The sequence below is a fragment of the Pseudomonas sp. dw_358 genome (genome assembly GCF_018449655.1).
GTDB lineage: Bacteria > Pseudomonadota > Gammaproteobacteria > Pseudomonadales > Pseudomonadaceae > Aquipseudomonas.
On the sequence record NZ_JAAVUX010000002.1, the window covers coordinates 342,057 to 360,803 of the forward strand.

Annotated in this window: 14 protein-coding genes; 3 read left to right on the forward strand and 11 right to left on the reverse strand. The window is 58.7% G+C overall.

What is annotated here, in order from left to right; genetic code table 11:
* The 9 genes from arnF to fhuF all read right to left on the reverse strand — a co-directional run bounded on the left by arnF (position 1) and on the right by fhuF (position 9,067).
* Positions 1-402 carry a 4-amino-4-deoxy-L-arabinose-phosphoundecaprenol flippase subunit ArnF gene (arnF, locus tag HB675_RS05145; protein ID WP_213876324.1) on the reverse strand — a complete coding sequence of 134 codons (402 nt, stop codon included), beginning with the start codon at positions 400-402 and terminating at the stop codon, positions 1-3.
* A complete protein-coding gene (arnE, locus tag HB675_RS05150; protein ID WP_213876326.1) occupies positions 399-743 on the reverse strand; it encodes a 4-amino-4-deoxy-L-arabinose-phosphoundecaprenol flippase subunit ArnE in 345 nt (114 codons plus the stop codon). The genes arnF and arnE overlap by 4 nt, the downstream gene beginning before the upstream one ends.
* Positions 740-2,407 (reverse strand): lipid IV(A) 4-amino-4-deoxy-L-arabinosyltransferase, encoded by a 1,668-nt coding sequence (arnT, locus tag HB675_RS05155; protein WP_213876328.1) that lies wholly within the window; start codon positions 2,405-2,407, stop codon positions 740-742. The genes arnE and arnT overlap by 4 nt, the downstream gene beginning before the upstream one ends.
* The gene (gene arnD / locus HB675_RS05160) at positions 2,404-3,288 is read right to left on the reverse strand and encodes a 4-deoxy-4-formamido-L-arabinose-phosphoundecaprenol deformylase (RefSeq protein ID WP_213876330.1); all 885 of its coding nucleotides are present in this window, start codon (positions 3,286-3,288) and stop codon (positions 2,404-2,406) included. The genes arnT and arnD overlap by 4 nt, the downstream gene beginning before the upstream one ends.
* Positions 3,288-5,279 carry a bifunctional UDP-4-amino-4-deoxy-L-arabinose formyltransferase/UDP-glucuronic acid oxidase ArnA gene (gene arnA, locus HB675_RS05165; RefSeq protein WP_213876332.1) on the reverse strand — a complete coding sequence of 664 codons (1,992 nt, stop codon included), beginning with the start codon at positions 5,277-5,279 and terminating at the stop codon, positions 3,288-3,290. Before arnA ends, arnD begins: the two co-directional genes overlap by 1 nt.
* On the reverse strand, positions 5,276-6,286 hold the full coding sequence (gene arnC, locus HB675_RS05170; RefSeq protein ID WP_213876334.1) for an undecaprenyl-phosphate 4-deoxy-4-formamido-L-arabinose transferase: 1,011 nt from the start codon (positions 6,284-6,286) through the stop codon (positions 5,276-5,278). The genes arnA and arnC overlap by 4 nt, the downstream gene beginning before the upstream one ends.
* Positions 6,283-7,431, reverse strand: a complete 1,149-nt coding sequence (gene arnB, locus HB675_RS05175) for a UDP-4-amino-4-deoxy-L-arabinose aminotransferase (protein WP_213876336.1) — start codon at positions 7,429-7,431, stop codon at positions 6,283-6,285. Before arnB ends, arnC begins: the two co-directional genes overlap by 4 nt.
* Before the next feature lie 210 nt (positions 7,432-7,641).
* On the reverse strand, positions 7,642-8,202 hold the full coding sequence (locus HB675_RS05180) for a histidine phosphatase family protein (RefSeq protein WP_345945747.1): 561 nt from the start codon (positions 8,200-8,202) through the stop codon (positions 7,642-7,644).
* Between the two features lie 304 nt (positions 8,203-8,506).
* On the reverse strand, positions 8,507-9,067 hold the full coding sequence (fhuF, locus tag HB675_RS05185; RefSeq protein ID WP_213876341.1) for a siderophore-iron reductase FhuF: 561 nt from the start codon (positions 9,065-9,067) through the stop codon (positions 8,507-8,509).
* Positions 9,068-9,765: 698 nt separating this feature from the next.
* Here fhuF and HB675_RS05190 point away from each other — a divergent pair.
* Together HB675_RS05190 and HB675_RS05195 are read left to right on the forward strand one after the other, a co-directional pair.
* Positions 9,766-12,648, forward strand: a complete 2,883-nt coding sequence (locus HB675_RS05190; RefSeq protein WP_213876343.1) for a ribonucleoside-diphosphate reductase subunit alpha — start codon at positions 9,766-9,768, stop codon at positions 12,646-12,648.
* Between the two features lie 119 nt (positions 12,649-12,767).
* The gene (locus tag HB675_RS05195) at positions 12,768-12,947 is read left to right on the forward strand and encodes a YhfG family protein (protein ID WP_213876345.1); all 180 of its coding nucleotides are present in this window, start codon (positions 12,768-12,770) and stop codon (positions 12,945-12,947) included.
* A 486-nt stretch (positions 12,948-13,433) separates the two neighbouring features.
* Here the strand turns inward: HB675_RS05195 and HB675_RS05205 are convergent, their stop codons facing one another.
* A complete protein-coding gene (locus HB675_RS05205) occupies positions 13,434-14,573 on the reverse strand; it encodes a hypothetical protein (protein ID WP_213876348.1) in 1,140 nt (379 codons plus the stop codon).
* Positions 14,574-15,947: 1,374 nt separating this feature from the next.
* On the opposite strand from HB675_RS05205, the gene HB675_RS05210 reads away from it, so the two are divergent.
* On the forward strand, positions 15,948-17,195 hold the full coding sequence (locus HB675_RS05210; protein ID WP_213876350.1) for a ribonucleotide-diphosphate reductase subunit beta: 1,248 nt from the start codon (positions 15,948-15,950) through the stop codon (positions 17,193-17,195).
* A gap of 274 nt (positions 17,196-17,469) precedes the next feature.
* On the opposite strand, the gene HB675_RS05215 is transcribed toward HB675_RS05210, so the two are convergent.
* Entirely contained in the window at positions 17,470-18,747 is a 1,278-nt protein-coding gene (locus HB675_RS05215; protein WP_213876352.1) for an McrC family protein, read from the reverse strand.

The following is an 18,747-nucleotide window of genomic DNA, read 5'->3' on the forward strand; positions in this document are numbered from 1 at the left end:
CTACGACTCGACACCCTGAGGGCGTCGCGAATTAATGATCAGCACACCCAGAATGACCAGCGTCACCCCCAGCGTCCTGAGCAGGGAAAAATGTTCATTGAACGTGGGCAGGCACGCGGCCGCCACGTAGACCAGCGCATAACTCATGCTCAACATGGCATAGGCTCGCCCCAATGGCAGCTCGCGCAATGCGCCCAGCCAGCACAGCATGGACAAGGCATAGGCGATGATCGCCGCAGCGACCACGCCCAGCGCCAGCATCGACAAGCTGCCCTGGCTCAGCGCGGCCAGCCACTCGCTTGGCCCCGGCAGACGGCTCATGCTCCAGCGCATGCCCAACTGGGCACTGCTGACCAGCACGACACTGCCCATGGCCAGCGATATGGCGGTGGTACGGCTCATGCCTGCCACCCCAGCATGACCACGCCGGCCATCACCAGCAGCACGCCGAACCAGTGGCGCAGGTCCACCGATTCCTTGAAACCGAATTTGGCCACCAAGGTGATCAGGACAAAGTTCAAGCCGAGCATGGGGTAGGCAATGCCCACCTCCAGGTGCTGCAGCACCAGCAGCCACAGCAACAAGCCCAGCCCCAGGCAGGTCAGGGCCGCCCAGAGCCAGGGCGTCGCCAGCTTGGCCAGGGCTGTCGAGGTCTGCCCGCGCCAGCTTTCCACGGCCAGCTTCTGGGCGATCTGGCCAAGGCAGGTCAAGGCGCAGGCCGCTACCAGCAACAACAAAATCATGGTGACGTCTGATCGTAGATCAGGATAACGATGCTGCCAGCTTCATAACGCCGGCTGGCGGCTGGCAGTTCGTCCAACTCGGCCTGCTCGTCCTCGCCCTTCACCCGCATCACCACGCCGACGCTGCTCTTGCGGCGAGCAGCCGCCAGCCACGGGCCCACTTCCTCCTTCGTCACGGCGCGCCCTTGGGCGTCCGGATAAGCCAGGCCGTAGCGCGTTTCGCCGCCGGTGTTGTACAGGATGATCTGCGAATTGCCGGTATGCCAGGACAGCGCAGAGGCGGCACCCAGCTCGTTGCTCATCAGTACCGGGGTGTTTTTCAGCTCGGCGGTGTGCTGGGCGATGAAGGTGTCCGGGGTCTTGTTGTCGACCACCTTGCGCGGCAAGGCCGCCGGGATCAGCGCCAGGGCGATGCCCATGCCCACGGCGGGCGCCATCCACCACCGGGCCGGCTTGCGGACGGCCAGCAGGTTAGCCATGGTCCAGCCCAGCAGCGCCAGCACCAGCAACGCCAGGCTTTTGGGTTCGTGATGATAGATGGGCTTCTTCATTTGCAGATACGCCACCGCCAGCAGGGCCACTACGCCCATGGCCACGTTCAGCCAGCTGTTCAGACGCAATGGCGCAAGACGGCCCTGCTCCAGACGCCGGACCAACGCCTGACCCATCAACAACGCGAGGGGCAGCAGGCACGGCATGATGTACGACGGCAGTTTGCCCTTGGCAATGCTGAAGAACACCAGCGGCAACAGCAGCCACAGCCACAGAAAGGCAATATGGGGCTGTACCCGGTCCTTCCAGCCCTGCACCAGCGTGTCGGGCAAGAGGCCGACCCATGGAAGGCTCGCCATCAGCATGATCGGCAAGTAGTAGTACCAGCTTTCGGCATGCTGGGCATCGTCACCGGCGAAGCGACGGATATGCTCGTCCCAGAAGAAGTAGTTCCAGAAATCCGGCTCCTGATGGTTGACGGTCAGCGCCCACGGCAGCGACAGCAAGACCGCTACCACCACCGCTACGAGGCCGTAACGCACCAGTTCAAGGAAGCGTCGTTGCCAGAACATGTAAGGCAACGCCACCAGCACCGGCAGCAGCAAGGCCAGGAAACCCTTTGTCATGAAGCCCAGGGCGCAGGCAAAGCCGACCCCCGCCCAGGCACCCAGTCGCGCCTGGGTCGTGGCGGCATCCACTGCGTACCAGAGGGCGAAGATGCTCAGATTGACCCAAAGGGTGAACTGCGGATCAAGGTTGGCGTAACCGGACCCCGCGCAGATCAGCGACAGGCTCATGTAGACCACGGCGCTGGTCAGTTGCAGCTGAGGGTTGCGCCAGAAACGCCCGGCGATCAGCCAGGCCAGCACCACGCTCAGCGCCAGCGCGACGGCCGAGGCCACCCGCACGCCGAACAGGTTCTGCCCGAACACCGCCTGACCGATGGCAATCATCCAGTAGCCGGCGGCGGGTTTTTCGAAGTAGCGCAGACCCATGAAATGCGGGGTAGCCCAGTGGCCGGTCAGGAGCATTTCCTGGCTGGCCTGGGCATAGCGAGTTTCATCGGGAATCCACAGGCCGTGGAACGGCAATGGCGCCAGATAGAACAACAGGAACGCCAATGCCAGAAGACCAAATGCCCATGTACGATTGAAGGTAGAGCCCTGGGTCATGGACGCTGCACTCCCAACCAGCCTTCGCGGCCTGGCAGGGTGCCCCGCGATACCTGCCCCGGTGGCAGGCTGTGCAGCTCGGCGGGCAACAACTCGCCCAACGGTTTGAAATCAATGGCCCGATCGCGAGCCTCTTTCAACAGTCGACGGAACTCGTCGGCCATGAGAATCCCTTCCACTTCAGCATGAATGGTGTAGACGTTCAGACCATCGGGCTTGAAACGATCAAGCACGAAATGGTTGAACTCGGCGGAGCTGACCTGGGTACCGACCACCTCATCGAAGGTCGGCAGGTCGGCAGGGATCTGCGGCGTCCCCAGGCTGCCATCGGCCAAGGTCGGCAGAAAGCTGTGGCTGCCCCGACAATCGCTGTTATAGCGAAAACCGAACGCCTGCTTGGCCTGCACCACACGCTCGTCGGCGCGCCAGCCAGCGGTGGCCGAACAGGTCACCGGTTGGCCGAGGATATCGCTGAGGGTATCGACCCCCAGGCGAATCTGTTCGTGCAGCTGCGCATCACTCCAGCGCCCGGCGTTGGCCTGCCAGCCATGGTGATCCCAGGCGTGCAGCCCGACCTCATGGCCAGCCGCCTGGGCCTGGCGCATCAGGTGCCCCAGGTCACGCCCGATTTTCTTGCCCGGCCAGGCAGTGCCGGCCAGCAGAATGTCCCAGCCATACAGGCCTGCCGCATTGGAGCGCAACATCTTCCACAGGAATTGCGGACGAATCAGGCGCCATAAATGACGCCCCATGTTGTCCGGTCCGACACTGAAAAAAAATGTGGCTTTGATCTGGGCTTCGTCGAGTATTTCGAGCAGCCTCGGCACCCCGTCACGGGTGCCCCGGTAGGTGTCCACATCGATGCGCAGTCCCGCTTGCATCAACGCTTTTCCGCGAGTTCGATCATCGCTTCGCGCAGGAAGAAGTCCAGGGTCTTGCCGATGGTTTCTTCAAGCTCGATGGTGGGCTTCCAGTCGATCAGCTTGCGCGCGTTCTCGATGCTCGGCTTGCGGTGGCTCACGTCCTGATAGCCCGCGCCGTAGAAGCTTTTGCTTTCCACTTCACGGAAACCGGCAAACGGCGGGAAGTTGGAGCGCAATGGGTGAGCTTCGAATTGACGCAGCAACTCCTCGCCCAACTGGCGGATGCTCGCTTCGTTGTCCGGGTTGCCGATGTTGATGATCTGGTTGTTGCAGCGGTCATCGCGGTTTTCGATGATGCGTGCCAGTGCCTCGATGCCGTCGGCGACGTCGGTGAAGCAACGCTTCTGTGCACCGCCGTCGACCAGACGAATCGGCGTACCTTCCACCAGGTGCAGAATCAGCTGGGTGATGGCCCGGGAGCTGCCGATGCGTGCCGAGTCCAGACGGTCCAGACGCGGGCCCATCCAGTTGAACGGACGGAACAGGGTGAAGCGCAGGCCTTTCTGGCCGTAAGCGTAGATTACACGGTCCAGCAACTGCTTGGACACCGAATAGATCCAGCGCTGCTTGTTGATCGGACCCACGATCAGGTTCGAGGTGTCTTCATCGAAATTGGCGTCCTGGCACATGCCGTAGACTTCCGACGTCGAAGGGAAGATCACGCGCTTGTTGTACTTCACGCAATGGCGAACGATCTTCAGGTTTTCTTCGAAGTCCAGCTCGAACACGCGCAGCGGGTTGCGGGTGTATTCGATCGGGGTGGCGATGGCCACCAGCGGCAGAATCACGTCGCATTTCTTGATGTGGTATTCGATCCACTCGGAGTGGATGCTGATGTCGCCTTCCACGAAGTGGAAACGCGGGTGGCTGCGCAGACGCTCGATGGCGTCGGAACCGATGTCCAGGCCAAAGACTTCGAACTGCTCGTCCTGCAGCAGGCGCTCGGACAGGTGGTTGCCGATGAAACCGTTGACGCCGAGGATCAGCACTCGGGTGCGACGCTTGGCGCTGCGGGCCTGGGCACCGGCCAGCTTCGAACCTTCTACCAGACCCAGCTCGCGGGACAGTTGCGGGCCGCTCAGGTACAGGCCGGCTTCGCCGCGCTGACCGGCGGTGATCACCAGCGAGTCTTGGCCGCAGGCGATACGCAACGGGTCGCAGCTGATGACCTTGCCAGGGTCCTGGCCGTCGTTGCCCGGCACCACTTCAGCGGCCCAGACAATCAGCTTGTGCTCGCCCACCGGGCAGAAGGCGCCCGGATATGGCTGGGTCACGGCCCGCACGAGGTTGAACAGGCGTTCGGCCGGCTGATCCCACTGGATCAAGCCGTCGGCCGGGGTGCGGCGGCCGAACGTGGTGGCCTTGGACTCATCCTGGGCCGTCTCGGTGATCTGGCCGGCCAGCAGGCGTGGCAGGGTGTCCTTGAGCAATGCGGCAGCGGCGTCACACAGTTTGCCGTGCAGGCTGAAACCGGTGTCGGAGCGTTCGATGGCCACGCGCTGCTGGGCAACGATGGCACCGGCGTCGGCACGTTTGACCATGCGATGCAGGGTTACGCCCGTTTCGGTTTCACCGTTGACCAGCACCCAGTTGGCCGGGGCGCGACCACGGTAATGCGGCAGCAACGAACCGTGCAGGTTGAAGGCACCGCCCTTGACGCTGGCCAGCAGGGCTTCACCCAGCAGGTTGCGGTAGTAGAACGAGAAGATGAAATCGGCGTCGAGCTTGCTGATGCGCTCGATCCAGATCGGGTGGTTGGCGTCTTCCGGCGCGTGCACGGCGATGCCTTTGCGGGCGCACAATTGCGCGACCGAACCGTAGAAGGTGTTTTCCTTGGGGTCATCGGCATGGGTAAAGACCGCGGCAATCTCGATGCCTGCGTCGAGCAGGGCCTGGATACCGGCGCAACCGATGTCGTGATAAGCGAAAACAACAGCTTTTTGAGTCATGAGACAACCTTAGTGCTGGAAGAGGTTTCGTTGGCCGGAGTCACGGCCTTGGGTGCTGGCGGGTTGCGCAGCACTTTCTCGATGAAGAAGCGCGGACGTGCGCGCACGTCGCTGTACATGCGGCCCAGGTATTCACCCAGAAGGCCCATGCCGATGAACTGGCCACCGGTGAACACGAACAGCACGGCAAATAGCACGAAGCTGCCATTGCCTGCCCAGGGCGCGCCGAAAATCAGGCGCAGTCCCAGCAAGGCAATGGCGAAAGCGATACCAAGAAACGCCATGCCGAAGCCGACGATGCTCAGCAACCGCAAGGGGGTGGTGGTCATGCAGGTGACCAGGTCGAACATCAGGTTGACCAGGCGCATCGGGCTGTACTTGGAGTCGCCGTGCTCGCGCTCGGCGTGCTCAACCAGGATCTCCGTAGTGTGGCGCGCGAAACTGTTGGCCAGGATCGGGATAAAGGTGCTGCGTTCGCGGCAGGCCAGCATCGCGTCGACGACGGTGCGGCGGTACGCCCGCAGCATGCAGCCATAGTCGTTCATGGCCACACCCGTCGAGCGCTGCACAGCCTTGTTGATCACCCGGGACGGCCAGCGGCGCAAGGCCGAATCCTGGCGGTTGTTGCGTACGGTGGCGACTACGTCGTAACCCAGCTTGGCCTGGGCTACCAAGCGCGGGATTTCTTCGGGCGGATTCTGCAGGTCGGCATCCAGCGTGATCACCAGATCGCCGGTGCTCTGTTCGAAACCGGCCATGATGGCCGCGTGCTGACCGTAGTTGCGGTTGAGGATCACCGCCACGACGTGGCTACCGTGACGGGCGGCGGCCGCTTCAAGCATGTCGGCCGACTCGTCGCGACTGCCGTCGTCCACCAGGACGATTTCGCAGGGCACAGTCAGTTGCGCACAAGCCGCTTCAGTCCGGCGCAGCAACTCGGGCAGGCTCTGCTCCTCGTTATAGACCGGAATGACGACGGACACGCTGTTGATCGGATAAGGTCTCACGGGCGGTGTTCCAGGGTGTGTTCAATGGCTGACGCAACGCGCTCGACCTCGTCGAGGGTCATGTCGGGAAACAGAGGAATCGAGCACAGCCGCGCCGAGTTCCATTCGGTGGCTGGCAACTGCACCTCGGGGTAACGCTTGCGGTAGTAGGTGTGCAGGTGCGTGGCGATGAAGTGAATGCCGGTACCGATGCCCTGCTCCTGCAAGCCTTTCATGAAGGCCTCGCGGTCCATGCCGCAACGCTCGGCATCGATGCGCACGATGAACAGGTGCCAGGCGTGCTGCTGGTCGTATTGCGGCACCTTGAGCGGCTGCACCGGCAGGTGCTGCAGACGCTGCAGGTAGGCCTGGGCCAGCGTTTCTCGCTGCTGGTTGATGGCATCCAGACGATCAAGCTGCACCAGGGCAATGGCAGCGTTGATGTCAGCCAGGTTGTACTTGAAACCCGGCTCGATCACCATCGCCTGCGGCTTGCGGCCATGGGTCATGCGGTCGTAGGCGTCGACACCCAGGCCGTGAAACTTGAGCATGCGCACACGGTCGGCCAAGGCCTGGTCATCACTGACGAACATCGCGCCTTCGGCACAGGTCATGTTCTTGATGGCGTGAAACGAAAAGATCACCGTGCCTTTGGCGCCGATCTCGCGCCCCTTGTAGCGGGTGCCGGCGGCGTGGGCGGCGTCTTCGATCACCTGAATGCCGTGGCGCCGGGCCAGCTCGTACAGCGGGTCGAGATCGAAGGCAGCGCCAGCGTAATGCACTGGAATGATGGCTTTGGTGCGAGGGGTAATAGCCGCCTCGATGGACGCCAGATCACTCATCAGCGTGTCGGCATCAACGTCGACGAACACGGGCGTAGCGCCCAGCAGGCAGATCATGTTGGCGGTGGACACCCAAGTCTGCGAAGGGGTGATCACTTCATCGCCGGGGCCGATGCCCAGCGCCAGCAGGGTCACGTGCATGGCACCGGTGGCCGAGCTCAGGGCCACGGCGTGGCGTGCGCCCGTGCGTTCAGCGAAGCGCTGCTCGAGCTCCTGGTTCTTCGGCCCAGTGGTGATCCAGCCGGAACGCAAGACCTGTTCGACGGCGGCAACTTCTTCATCGCCCATACTGGGGCGAGAAAAGGGAAGAAAATTTTGACTCATGACAATCCTTGAGCACGAAACGCTGGTTTTATTAAGGCAACGAAGGCCGTACTGCTCAAGGCTAGTAGGCCTTGCGGGTATCGCCAGCCGTTGGCCGCCATGAGCAACATCCACTGACTCTTTATCAACGGGACGCTGACGGCCCAAAGCTTTTACTTCATCAATCGATCATTGAATAGATCCTATCGACACATGCCTGAACACAACCTGTTACAAGGCGGTGTTTTTGTGGATGACGGTCGGCCAGTCCTCTTGGTTGAGTACACCCAACACTTTCAACTTGCCGTCCGCAGCCACCGTGGCGAACAGCGAGCTGGTGTAGTCGGTGTCCTGGGCATGGGGGAAACCCAAATCATGCTCCAGTCGGCTGATGCAACCGCTGTGTGTCACCAGCACGAGGTTCTGCCCCGCTACTTTGTGCGCGCGAATATCTTTGGCCATGTCGACGTCGCAGTTGACCAACCAGTCCTGCTCTTGAGCGGCCAGGTTGAACATGGCCCTGGCCGTCTGTGCCGTACGCGTCAACGGACTGGTCAGGACACTGGCATTGCCCATGCCCAGCGAGGCGAAAGCCTCTCCAACATCCTGCGCCGCTTCCTGCCCTGCCGTGGTGATGCCGTCGGCCGGGCCCAGGCAGGCACCGCTGGAGCGATCGCAGCGCTCGGCATGACGCACCAGCACCACCACATCGCCAGCCTTCCAATGCTCGGACAGCCTGGCCTCGGCGAACCGATCGGGCTTGCCCAGATTGGTCGGCGACAAAGGCCACACTGCAAAGCCGGCAACTAATGCACTGACGACAACCAGAAGCCCCAGCAAAAGGAGAAGTTTAAGGGAGCGCCCCTTTGCTGGCTTGGAAGGATGAGTGGCGATCATGCTGAAATTCGTTCCCATGTTGCTTGCCCCGGTCTTTTCGAATTAGGTAATCAGATGAATACCTTGAAGAAATGACAAAGCGTCATCGGCCCGGGCCGGGGAACGCGGGGCTGGGCGAGAATATAAAAATCCGGGAGGCGGGTATTGGTGAAAACTGTGTCAAAAATTCGGAAGCACCGGAAGAGAGGGTGTTCGGCCGCTAGTTTTGCAGAGGGCAATGCTGACAATGACCAATGCCGGGTACGCGATAGGCCAGGCAGCACGCGCGCACTTTTCGCGTCCCGTCGGCGAGATAGTGAACCGTGCCGTAAAGCGGGTTGGGCGATCCGCCCGCCAACTGCCTGCGAGTCAATACAGCTGGCAATGGGCTCATGTCCAAAAGCCCCCGAAAGACCTGTTCCAGAGCATCGCCAGCGTTACTCCACAGCACTGCGGCCGGCACGTCGGCAAGCCTGGCAAAGCGTTTGATCAGGGGTCGCAGATGCTGCTCTACCACGTCATCGAACGCCAGATCCGAGCCGCCCTTTTGCCACTCGACCGACTCTGGCAACCCTCGATTTCCTACAACAATACGTATCGAATCCCACATGGTGCCGTCGCCAAATCCGACGCTCAGCGTTCTACCCCACAGACACATGAAGTAATATTTTGACCACTGCGACGCCAGCACCGGCCGATAATCGGACACCCATCGCGCGCCATAGGCCTGCAACAGCAACTCATCCAGGGCCTCGGGTTGCAGCAATGCCTCGAGGGTCAATATCCTTCCTGCGTCCACGGGTACCCTCGGCGCTGTTTGAAGATAATTTGTGCAACATTCTAAAAGAATTATCGCGCCAACATCTTGCCGACCGATGGCCCTGCGTCAATTTCGACAAGGGCAAAAAACCGTTGGCGGTGGTCCTGCCCAGTGCCAGTGCGGGCTGTAGCCGTGCCGCTCAATCGACTCACAATCTACCCACATGTTATCCACAGATCCGTCGGTTGCAATACGCCCCCAACCGCACTATCTTGTGTCCCCAGCGCGCATAACCACTACATGTTGTGGCCGGGGTGTCAAAACCCAGCACAACTCCAGCGCGTATTTCAACCTTTTTTGTATGCTTTTTTGCAAGCCTTCTGCCGCTACACCGGGCCTGCCGTCTTGCCGTTTGCCGACGGATGCGCGAGCCCTGTAAACAGCGCCATCGGCCTGTGTATGTGAGTGGTACCGGGGAGCCTTGCTTACCCCGATGAATTCAGCCAGGGAATGGCGCAAGCCTGACTTTCCCTGAACTGCCTTGAGTCAACCGTCCGCCCGCCAGCGGCGCTGCGCAACACACGGCCCCATTCCATGGCGCGCCGCGTTGTCAGGCCGATGGCGACAGGTCGTCGGGTGCGTCATTCAAGGCATAACGGCAGGGCACCCTCCTTTTCAAAGGGTGTCTGAATAAACATTAGAGAACGTGGAGTCACTCAATGCAAACCGACACAACTCGCGAGAACCCGCAAGCCCAGGCGCCGCAAGCCACAGGTTCCTATCAGGACCTGGCGGCCACCGCACCCGGGCAATTGCGCGTGATCAAGCGTAACGGCACTGTCGTTCCTTATACCGATGACAAGATCACCGTCGCCATCACCAAGGCCTTCCTCGCAGTTGAAGGCGGCACCGCTGCCGCCTCGTCGCGCATCCACGACACCGTTGCGCGCCTGACCGAACAGGTCACCGCGACCTTCAAGCGTCGCATGCCGTCGGGCGGCACCATCCACATCGAAGAAATACAGGACCAGGTCGAACTGGCCCTTATGCGTGCCGGCGAGCAGAAAGTGGCCCGCGACTACGTCATCTACCGCGACGCCCGCTCCAAGGAGCGCGCCACTCGCAGCATCGACGCCCCGGCCCAGCCGCACCCGAGCATCCGCATCACCCGTGAAGACGGCAGCCTCGCGCCGCTGGACATGGGCCGCCTGAACACCATCATCACCGAGGCCTGCGAAGGCCTGGCGGAAGTGGACGGCCGCCTGATCCAGAAAGAAACCCTGAAAAACCTGTACGACGGTGTCAACCTCAAGGACGTCAACACCGCCCTGGTGATGACCGCCCGTACCCTGGTGGAGCGCGAGCCGAACTACTCGTTCGTCACCGCTCGCCTGCTGATGGACACTCTGCGCGCCGAAGGCCTGAGCTTCCTGCAAGTGGCCGACAGCGCCACCCACCACGAAATGGTCGACTTGTACGCCAAGGCACTGCCGGCCTACGTCGCCAAGGGCATCGAGTTCGAGCTGCTGAACCCCGTGCTGGCTACCTTCGACCTGGAAAAACTGGGCAAGGCAATCAACCACGAGCGCGACCAGCAATTCACCTACCTGGGCCTGCAGACCCTGTACGACCGTTACTTCATCCACAAGGACGGTATCCGCTTCGAACTGCCGCAGATCTTCTTCATGCGCGTGGCCATGGGCCTGGCCATCGAAGAGAAGAACAAGGAAGACCGTGCGATCGAGTTCTACAACCTGTTGTCGTCCTTCGACTACATGGCCTCGACCCCGACCCTGTTCAACGCCGGCACCCTGCGCCCGCAACTGTCCAGCTGCTACCTGACCACCGTGCCGGACGACCTGTCGGGCATCTACGGCGCCATCCACGACAACGCCATGCTGTCCAAATTCGCCGGTGGCCTGGGCAACGACTGGACGCCGGTCCGTGCACTGGGCTCCTATATCAAAGGCACCAACGGCAAATCCCAAGGCGTCGTGCCCTTCCTGAAAGTGGTCAACGACACCGCTGTGGCCGTGAACCAGGGTGGCAAGCGCAAAGGCGCCGTGTGTGCCTACCTGGAAACCTGGCACCTGGACATCGAAGAGTTCATCGAGCTGCGCAAGAACACCGGTGACGACCGCCGCCGCACCCACGACATGAACACCGCGAACTGGATTCCGGACCTGTTCATGAAACGCGTGTTCGACGACGGCAAATGGACCCTGTTCTCGCCCAACGAAGTGCCGGACCTGCACGACCTGACCGGCAAGGCCTTCGAAGAGCGCTACGAGTACTACGAAGCCCTGACCGAGTACAACAAGATCAAGGTATTCAAGACCGTCCAGGCCAAAGACCTGTGGCGCAAGATGCTGTCGATGCTGTTCGAAACCGGCCACCCATGGCTGACCTTCAAGGACCCGTGCAACCTGCGCAGCCCGCAGCAGCACGTGGGCGTGGTCCACAGCTCGAACCTGTGCACCGAGATCACCTTGAACACCAACAAGGACGAGATTGCCGTCTGCAACCTGGGCTCGATCAACCTGCCGAACCACATCACCGACGGCAAGCTGGACACCGCCAAGTTGGAGCGCAGCATCAACACCGCCGTGCGCATGCTCGATAACGTGATCGACATCAACTACTACTCGGTGCCACAGGCGAAGAACTCCAACTTCAAGCACCGCCCGGTCGGTCTGGGCATCATGGGCTTCCAGGACGCGCTGTACCTGCAGCACATTCCGTACGGTTCGGACGCTGCAGTCGAGTTCGCCGACAAGTCCATGGAAGCTGTCAGCTACTACGCCATCCAGGCGTCCTGCGACCTGGCCGACGAGCGCGGCGCCTACGAGACGTTCCAGGGTTCGCTGTGGTCCAAAGGCATCCTGCCGCTGGACTCGCAACAGATCCTGATCGAAGCACGTGGCCAGAAGTACATCGATGTCGACCTGAACGAATCCCTGGACTGGGCACCGGTCCGTGCCCGCGTGCAGAAAGGTATTCGCAACTCCAACATCATGGCCATCGCACCGACCGCCACCATCGCCAACATCACCGGTGTGTCGCAGTCGATCGAACCGACCTACCAGAACCTGTACGTGAAATCGAACCTCTCGGGCGAGTTCACCGTGATCAACCCCTACCTGGTCCGCGACCTCAAAGCACGCGGCCTGTGGGACTCGGTCATGATCAACGACCTGAAGTACTACGACGGCTCGGTGCAACAGATCGAACGCATCCCGCAGGAGCTTAAAGAGCTGTACGCGACCGCCTTCGAAGTGGACACCAAGTGGATCGTCGACGCCGCCAGCCGCCGCCAGAAATGGATCGATCAGGCCCAGTCGCTGAACCTTTACATCGCCGGCGCGTCGGGCAAGAAACTGGACGTGACCTACCGCATGGCCTGGTACCGTGGTCTGAAAACCACCTACTACCTCCGCGCCCTGGCCGCCACCAGCACCGAGAAGTCGACCGTGAGCACCGGCAAGCTCAACGCCGTCTCCAACGGCAGCGACACCAGCCCGATCCAGACCGCCCCCGCCGGCCCGGCCCCAGTGCCCAAGGCTTGCGCGATCGATGAGCCGGATTGCGAGGCTTGCCAGTAGCAAGCTGCAATAATAGAAAAGGCCGGCGCAAGCCGGCCTTTTTTCATTGTGAGGTATTGCACCATCCTCTCCCACTGGGCATCCGCTATCTTCGGACTTCAGCCAATGAGGCAACCTTGATGCCCCCTACTGACTTGCAGGTCAAAAAAGACTGCTACCGTAAGGTTCGGCAATCCAATTACGCCGCCAGTCTGCCTCTTGAAGGTTTCAACACCACACCTCAAGATGGCGAGCGCATTCTGAGTACCCGCGAAGCCGTGCTGAAAATGTACCGCGCCAAAACCCCTGATGCTCGATAAGTAAGAGTGGGTCAAGACCATTATCAGTATCCAGACAGCATCAAACTTTTTGGTCCTCACCCTAAAAACCGGGCATTTCAGCCCGGCTATTTAGAAGGATGCTTTATGCGAGTGCAGTCAATAGCACCCAGGTTACCATTTGAGAATGTTTCCAGTGGGCGCCTTCCTACGAACATCGACTCTAATCAACTCACCATTTATGAAAAGCATGTATTGATAAGCACCACCATTCGGACCGTAGACAAGTACGTCCGTCTTTTGCGAATTTTTTCGTGGCACATCATTGTTGCGCATTATCGGCCCATCACTGGCTCGGGCAACGGGATTGCCGCATAAGTGCAAGACCTCCTCAAGTTTATCACCAGGGTTAACCAAGCCCATACCGCAACGACTCGCTGCTTGGGCACTGGTGATGAGCATGCCTGCGAACAATACCCTCAATGAAAAATTGACAAGCATCGTATTTCCCGTGAAAAAGTTAGCCAATTACCCGGCCGTACGCACAATTTCGAGATAATTGGCTACGGAGTAGTTACCATCACCTACGGAAACTACAGCGACAGTCGTGGTAGCAGGCGCAACTTCTATCGCCCTCACTACAACATTGCCATGAGCCTCGGTGTCAGTTAACTGTCCACCATTGTACAAGACAACCAGATTGGTATTTCCAGCAGACTGGATGATTGGCAATAGATAACTCAACGGCGGGTACTGGGCCGTATTCACAGCGATGGTGATGTCCGTAGTTGACGCAGCAACTACCCGCTGCAGCTTATCGCCATTCACGGGGTCAACCCCTAGTTGCCGGCCATTGAATTCGAGCAAAAGCTTCTTACCTGTAGTCAGCCGCAGGATCTCATCGAGTTCAGTGGTACTCAATGTATGCGCAGATAATATCGAGATTGATATGTCCGGGCCTGCCGAACCGAGCACGGACATAATACGGGTAGGATTCAGTTCTAAAACATCGACAGAGAAGGCTCCTTTCTTGCTTCCGATGACATCGAGTACTTGCGACAGATTTGCTGTCGATAGCGATCCACCATTCGTTAAAGAAACCTCCACGTTAGATCCCTTCAGTTTCCGAACACAATCGATGATAGCGCCGGGGGTGGAAAGCGCACCATCCAGCATCACAGTGTATGTTTTGCTTCCTATTGCTGCGACGATCTCATCCACACCAGCCGCAGGTAGCGCGTTCAGTGCAGATATTGTACGACTGGTGTTGCTGTCTGTGAAAATATTAATCGCGGCGACTGCTCCGATAGAGCTAGCCGTGGCGCCGTCAATGGTCATAGACCATTCTTTTCCAACAAAAAAATTTGCAATCTGCTGAAGGACTGCCGGCGGTTGACTGTCTACCGAGGATAAGCCCACCTTGGTCCCCGAGCCAGTGGCTGCTCCAAGCAACGCAGTAATCTGTCTAACGCTTGCGATCGCCCCAGGTATCTGCAATGTTAGTTTTTTTGGCCCAGCGGATCTAAGCAATGCCTGCAGTTCTGCTTGAGGAAGCGCCTGAGGCATAGTAAGAGTTATGTCAGTAGTGACACCTGCCGCCAAAAAAATAGATGAAAAATTCTCGAAGGAAATTTTATCCCCTAGACACATCATGTTTAAATTTTTCATAAGACCTCCTTTATAGTCCGCAGCCAGCCTACCTCTTGTAGGGGAGCCTTACAACCCCTTGGAGGAATAGCCTGAAACTCATATGCCAACACCTTAGTGATTCCCGAAGATGATGGCAATTTAGGAAATCTAACGGAAAAATTAACACTCGCACACCCAAACGGCAATGAACCATTCAACTCGATACCTCAGCCAGCCTAGTAGATGGGTAAGTAGTTCATCCAGATTTATACTCCAGCCAAATGTAACTAAAATTTTTTCGCATTCAAAATCGTGCTTCTCCTCCCGCCAAGTTTAAGGCATACGGCCCGATACAATTCCGAAAGCACACATTCAACCCCTCTGTGGTCAACATTCAATGGCAATCACCCCAAACCTTCGTAAGATCTGCGCAACCCACCACAGAATCGGGTCAACCCGGTGCTTGTTTGCATAGACCTAAAATCCGACGTTGGACTTCCAGAACACCCCGCAACGCTTTGCTTCTGCCACAGCTATGGATGTCTATCTCATCGACAAGTCCGGTACTGGATCACGTCTCGCGGGTCCTGTGCAGCCGCACTGTTCGATACGAAACCCCAAGCGCGGCTACGCGACTTCACAGCGGGCAGAACCGGCATATCGTGTACATTTTCCGCACGACGTAGGCGTAGCGGATGTCTTCTTGTCCGGGCATCGATCCCTGAGACCGATCATTGTGGGAGCCGGTGAGGGCGATCGCATCACCACGCGAGTCAATCGGACCAAGGGCCCGGCACCGTCGCGCATTGCTCGCACACCGCCCCTGCACTTTCCCAATCGAACTCCCGACGGATGGTGGCTACCTCTTAAATCGCCTCCGAGTCGGGCCCGCCGGCCTGTCTCGACATGCGCTCCCACTCGCAGCACATTGTCGCACCTTAGCTCGCTTCACATTTAGCATCAGAACCTATATCGTGTGTCTCTAACCAGCTAAAAGCACTACATAGGCGATTTTTCGACATAATCAAGCCCTCGGGGAATCCAGGTTACGGAATGAAACACCCATCAAAAAACCGGCCACAGAATTTCCCTCAGGGCGAACACGCGCGAAGCAAAAGTCTTTATAATTCCCAACCGTCACACAGGACAGAAACCATGACCACCTGCGTACCTCAGGCCGTTGCCCTTTTCACGGCCGAAGACCGCATGGCCCATCCGAGTTTCGCCTTGTCCATGTGTCCGGGCCCGGGCAACGCCTGACGCGCCCACTATCCGAATCAGAAGAAACGCAGGGGGCCGCCCTACCGCCCCTTACGCAAAGCCATTGCCTGATGCGTACACCGCACCATCAGCACTCAACTCTCAAAATCCAATGGTCGCCGCCGCGCGGCCTCTCGAGCAGGAGCCTCACCCATGCTGAGCTGGGACGAATTCGACAAAGAAGACGCCGCTGAACCCGCCAAAGGCGCCAACGCAGGCCACGCCTCGGAAGCGGCCATGGACAAACTCGACAGCGCCGGCGGTGCCGCCGCCCTCGAGGCCCGCGCCGTGACCTCCAGCGACTCCGCCGCGATCATCCGCGCCAAGGCCGCCCTGGACAAACTCGACGTCGCCGAAGGCCTCGCCGAACTCGAAGGCTCCGCCGCCCGCGTCGCGGTCGACGAAAAGCGCATGATCAACTGCCGCGCCGACCTCAACCAGCTCGTGCCCTTCAAGTATGACTGGGCCTGGCAGAAGTACCTCGACGGCTGCGCAAACCACTGGATGCCGCAAGAAGTCAACATGAATGCCGATATCGCCCTCTGGAAAAACCCGGAAGGCCTGACCGACGACGAGCGCCGCATCGTCATGCGCAACCTGGGCTTCTTCAGCACCGCCGACTCCCTGGTCGCCAACAACCTGGCCCTGGCCGTGTACCGCCTGATCACCAACCCCGAATGCCGCCAGTACATCCTGCGCCAGGCCTTCGAAGAAGCGATCCACACCCACGCCTACCAGTACTGCATCGAATCGCTGGGCATGGACGAAGGCGAGATCTTCAACATGTACCACGAGATCCCATCGGTCGCGAAAAAAGCCGCTTGGGGCCTGAAATACACCCGCGCCATCTCCGATCCAAAGTTCGAAACCGGCACCGATGAAACCGACAAAGAACTGCTGCGCAACCTGATCGGCTATTACTGCGTCCTGGAAGGCATCTTCTTCTACTGCGGCTTCACCCAGATCCTCTCCATGGGCCGCCGCAACAAAATGACCGGCGTCGCCGAGCAGTTCCAGTACATCCTGCGCGACGAGTCGATGCACCTGAACTTCGGCATCGACGTGATCAATCAGATCAAGATCGAAAACCCGCACCTGTGGGATGCCGAGCTGAAGGAAGAAGCTTCGCAGATGATTCTGCAGGGCACTCAGCTGGAAATCGAATATGCGCGCGATACCATGCCGCGCGGGGTGTTGGGCATGAACGCGGCGATGATGGAGGATTATCTCAAGTTTATTGCCAACCGTCGTCTGTCGCAGATTGGTTTGAAGGAAGAATACCCAGGGACGACTAACCCGTTTCCTTGGATGAGCGAGATCATGGACTTGAAGAAGGAAAAGAATTTCTTTGAGACTCGGGTGATTGAGTATCAGACCGGTGGTGCGTTGAGCTGGGATTGATTTTTCTGGCTAGGTAACCACTACGAAAAGGCCGTCCTGTGACGGCCTTTTTTATTCTTCCCTAATCGAGTGACGAGTCAAGGTGTCGTGTGCAGAAGCGGATCATAAAATCGATCGTCATGAAAAAAAATTGCACACGGCTTGTGGAAGCTTATCGACGAGGCAGGCAGGTCCTAAAACACGAGCGCTCTTGATTAACTCATTGGCTGCTATAGGGCGCTCGCGTAAAACCACATCCTCGGTATTCCCCCCCCTGTGTGGCATACAAAGCAAGTCAAACGTCTGGCGAGGTACCCGGCACTAGATCAAACCCCACCAAGCACTGACTCTCCAAATCGAACGGCAGCACTTGAAGTCTAAGCGTTGATGAATAATTGAAATCTGGCAACGCCGCCTGAAAAGATCCGCTGGTCGGATAGATCAATATCAAATCCCCTTCCCCAGCCAAGTACTTATGCCCATAGGCAAACATCTGATAAAAATCAGCCTGACTCAGTCCGTAGTTTCTCCGAGCTATGCCACTGTCCAACCGTTTCCACTTCGTGTCCAAAACCCACTGTTTACTACCATATTCAATTATCAAGTCTGGCCGAAGCTGAAAGACTTGACGCGCTTCATGCACGCACAAATATTTACTGGCCCGCTGGGTTCTGAGTACTGCCCCTGGGGGTAATGAGTCGCGCAAACACACAGCCACATAGCGTTCAAACAAACGCTCCATGGGGAACAGTAAGCTCATCCCCTGCCACTCGCCCGCGACGGCCAAAGGTGTCTGCTGCTGGATAATCAACTCACACCAGGGTCTAACGGCTTGGTAATGCGCCATCAAACGATCATGACGCCATTGGGTGAAATCTTGCTGCGAATCCCGACTATGAGGAACATCAAGCAGTAGGCCTCGTAGTTCGTGGGATAAGCGCCAATGACCTGGATTTTCGGTCGTTTTGCAAACAATTTCTAACGCGCTCTTTAGCAGTCGGTTTTCCGGACGGTCAGGTAAAAACACATCGTGTCGAATTTGAAATTGATGCTGCCTGCCCGGTGGCTGACGCATTTGACGAGTTGTGTTCAGCTGGCCTCGCAGATACCGCTGCTCTTCTTCGACACGCTGGTAGTCAAAGCGCATCCCCCGTTTCACTAAGTGATCAAGTGCCTCAAGGAACTGCCCCATGACCCATTCAGTGAGGGGAGCATCGAATTTTTGCAGACCCGTTGCCCCCACCTGACGGGCAGGAAGATCGAGGGATCGCTGAATCATTCGGCGCAACAAAGCGCGACTGGCCTCAATACAATCGCCCTGCTCGAAATGCTTCGGTAGGATTTCAATGCGCGTACCACACGGCGTTTCTAAGGCCCCTACGTAGTTATCCAGCTTAAGGCAGAAACGGTTTTCGAGCTGGATCAGCGTCGCGCCAGCCTGGCTGAACGAAGCATTTAATTTGCACAACCAATCGAATGCGCAGGCACTCACTTGCGCCCTATCAAGGGTAGGATTAGCGACGTAGCTGGTGGTAAGCCGTGCATATTCGCGAACCGTTACGCAGGTCTTCAC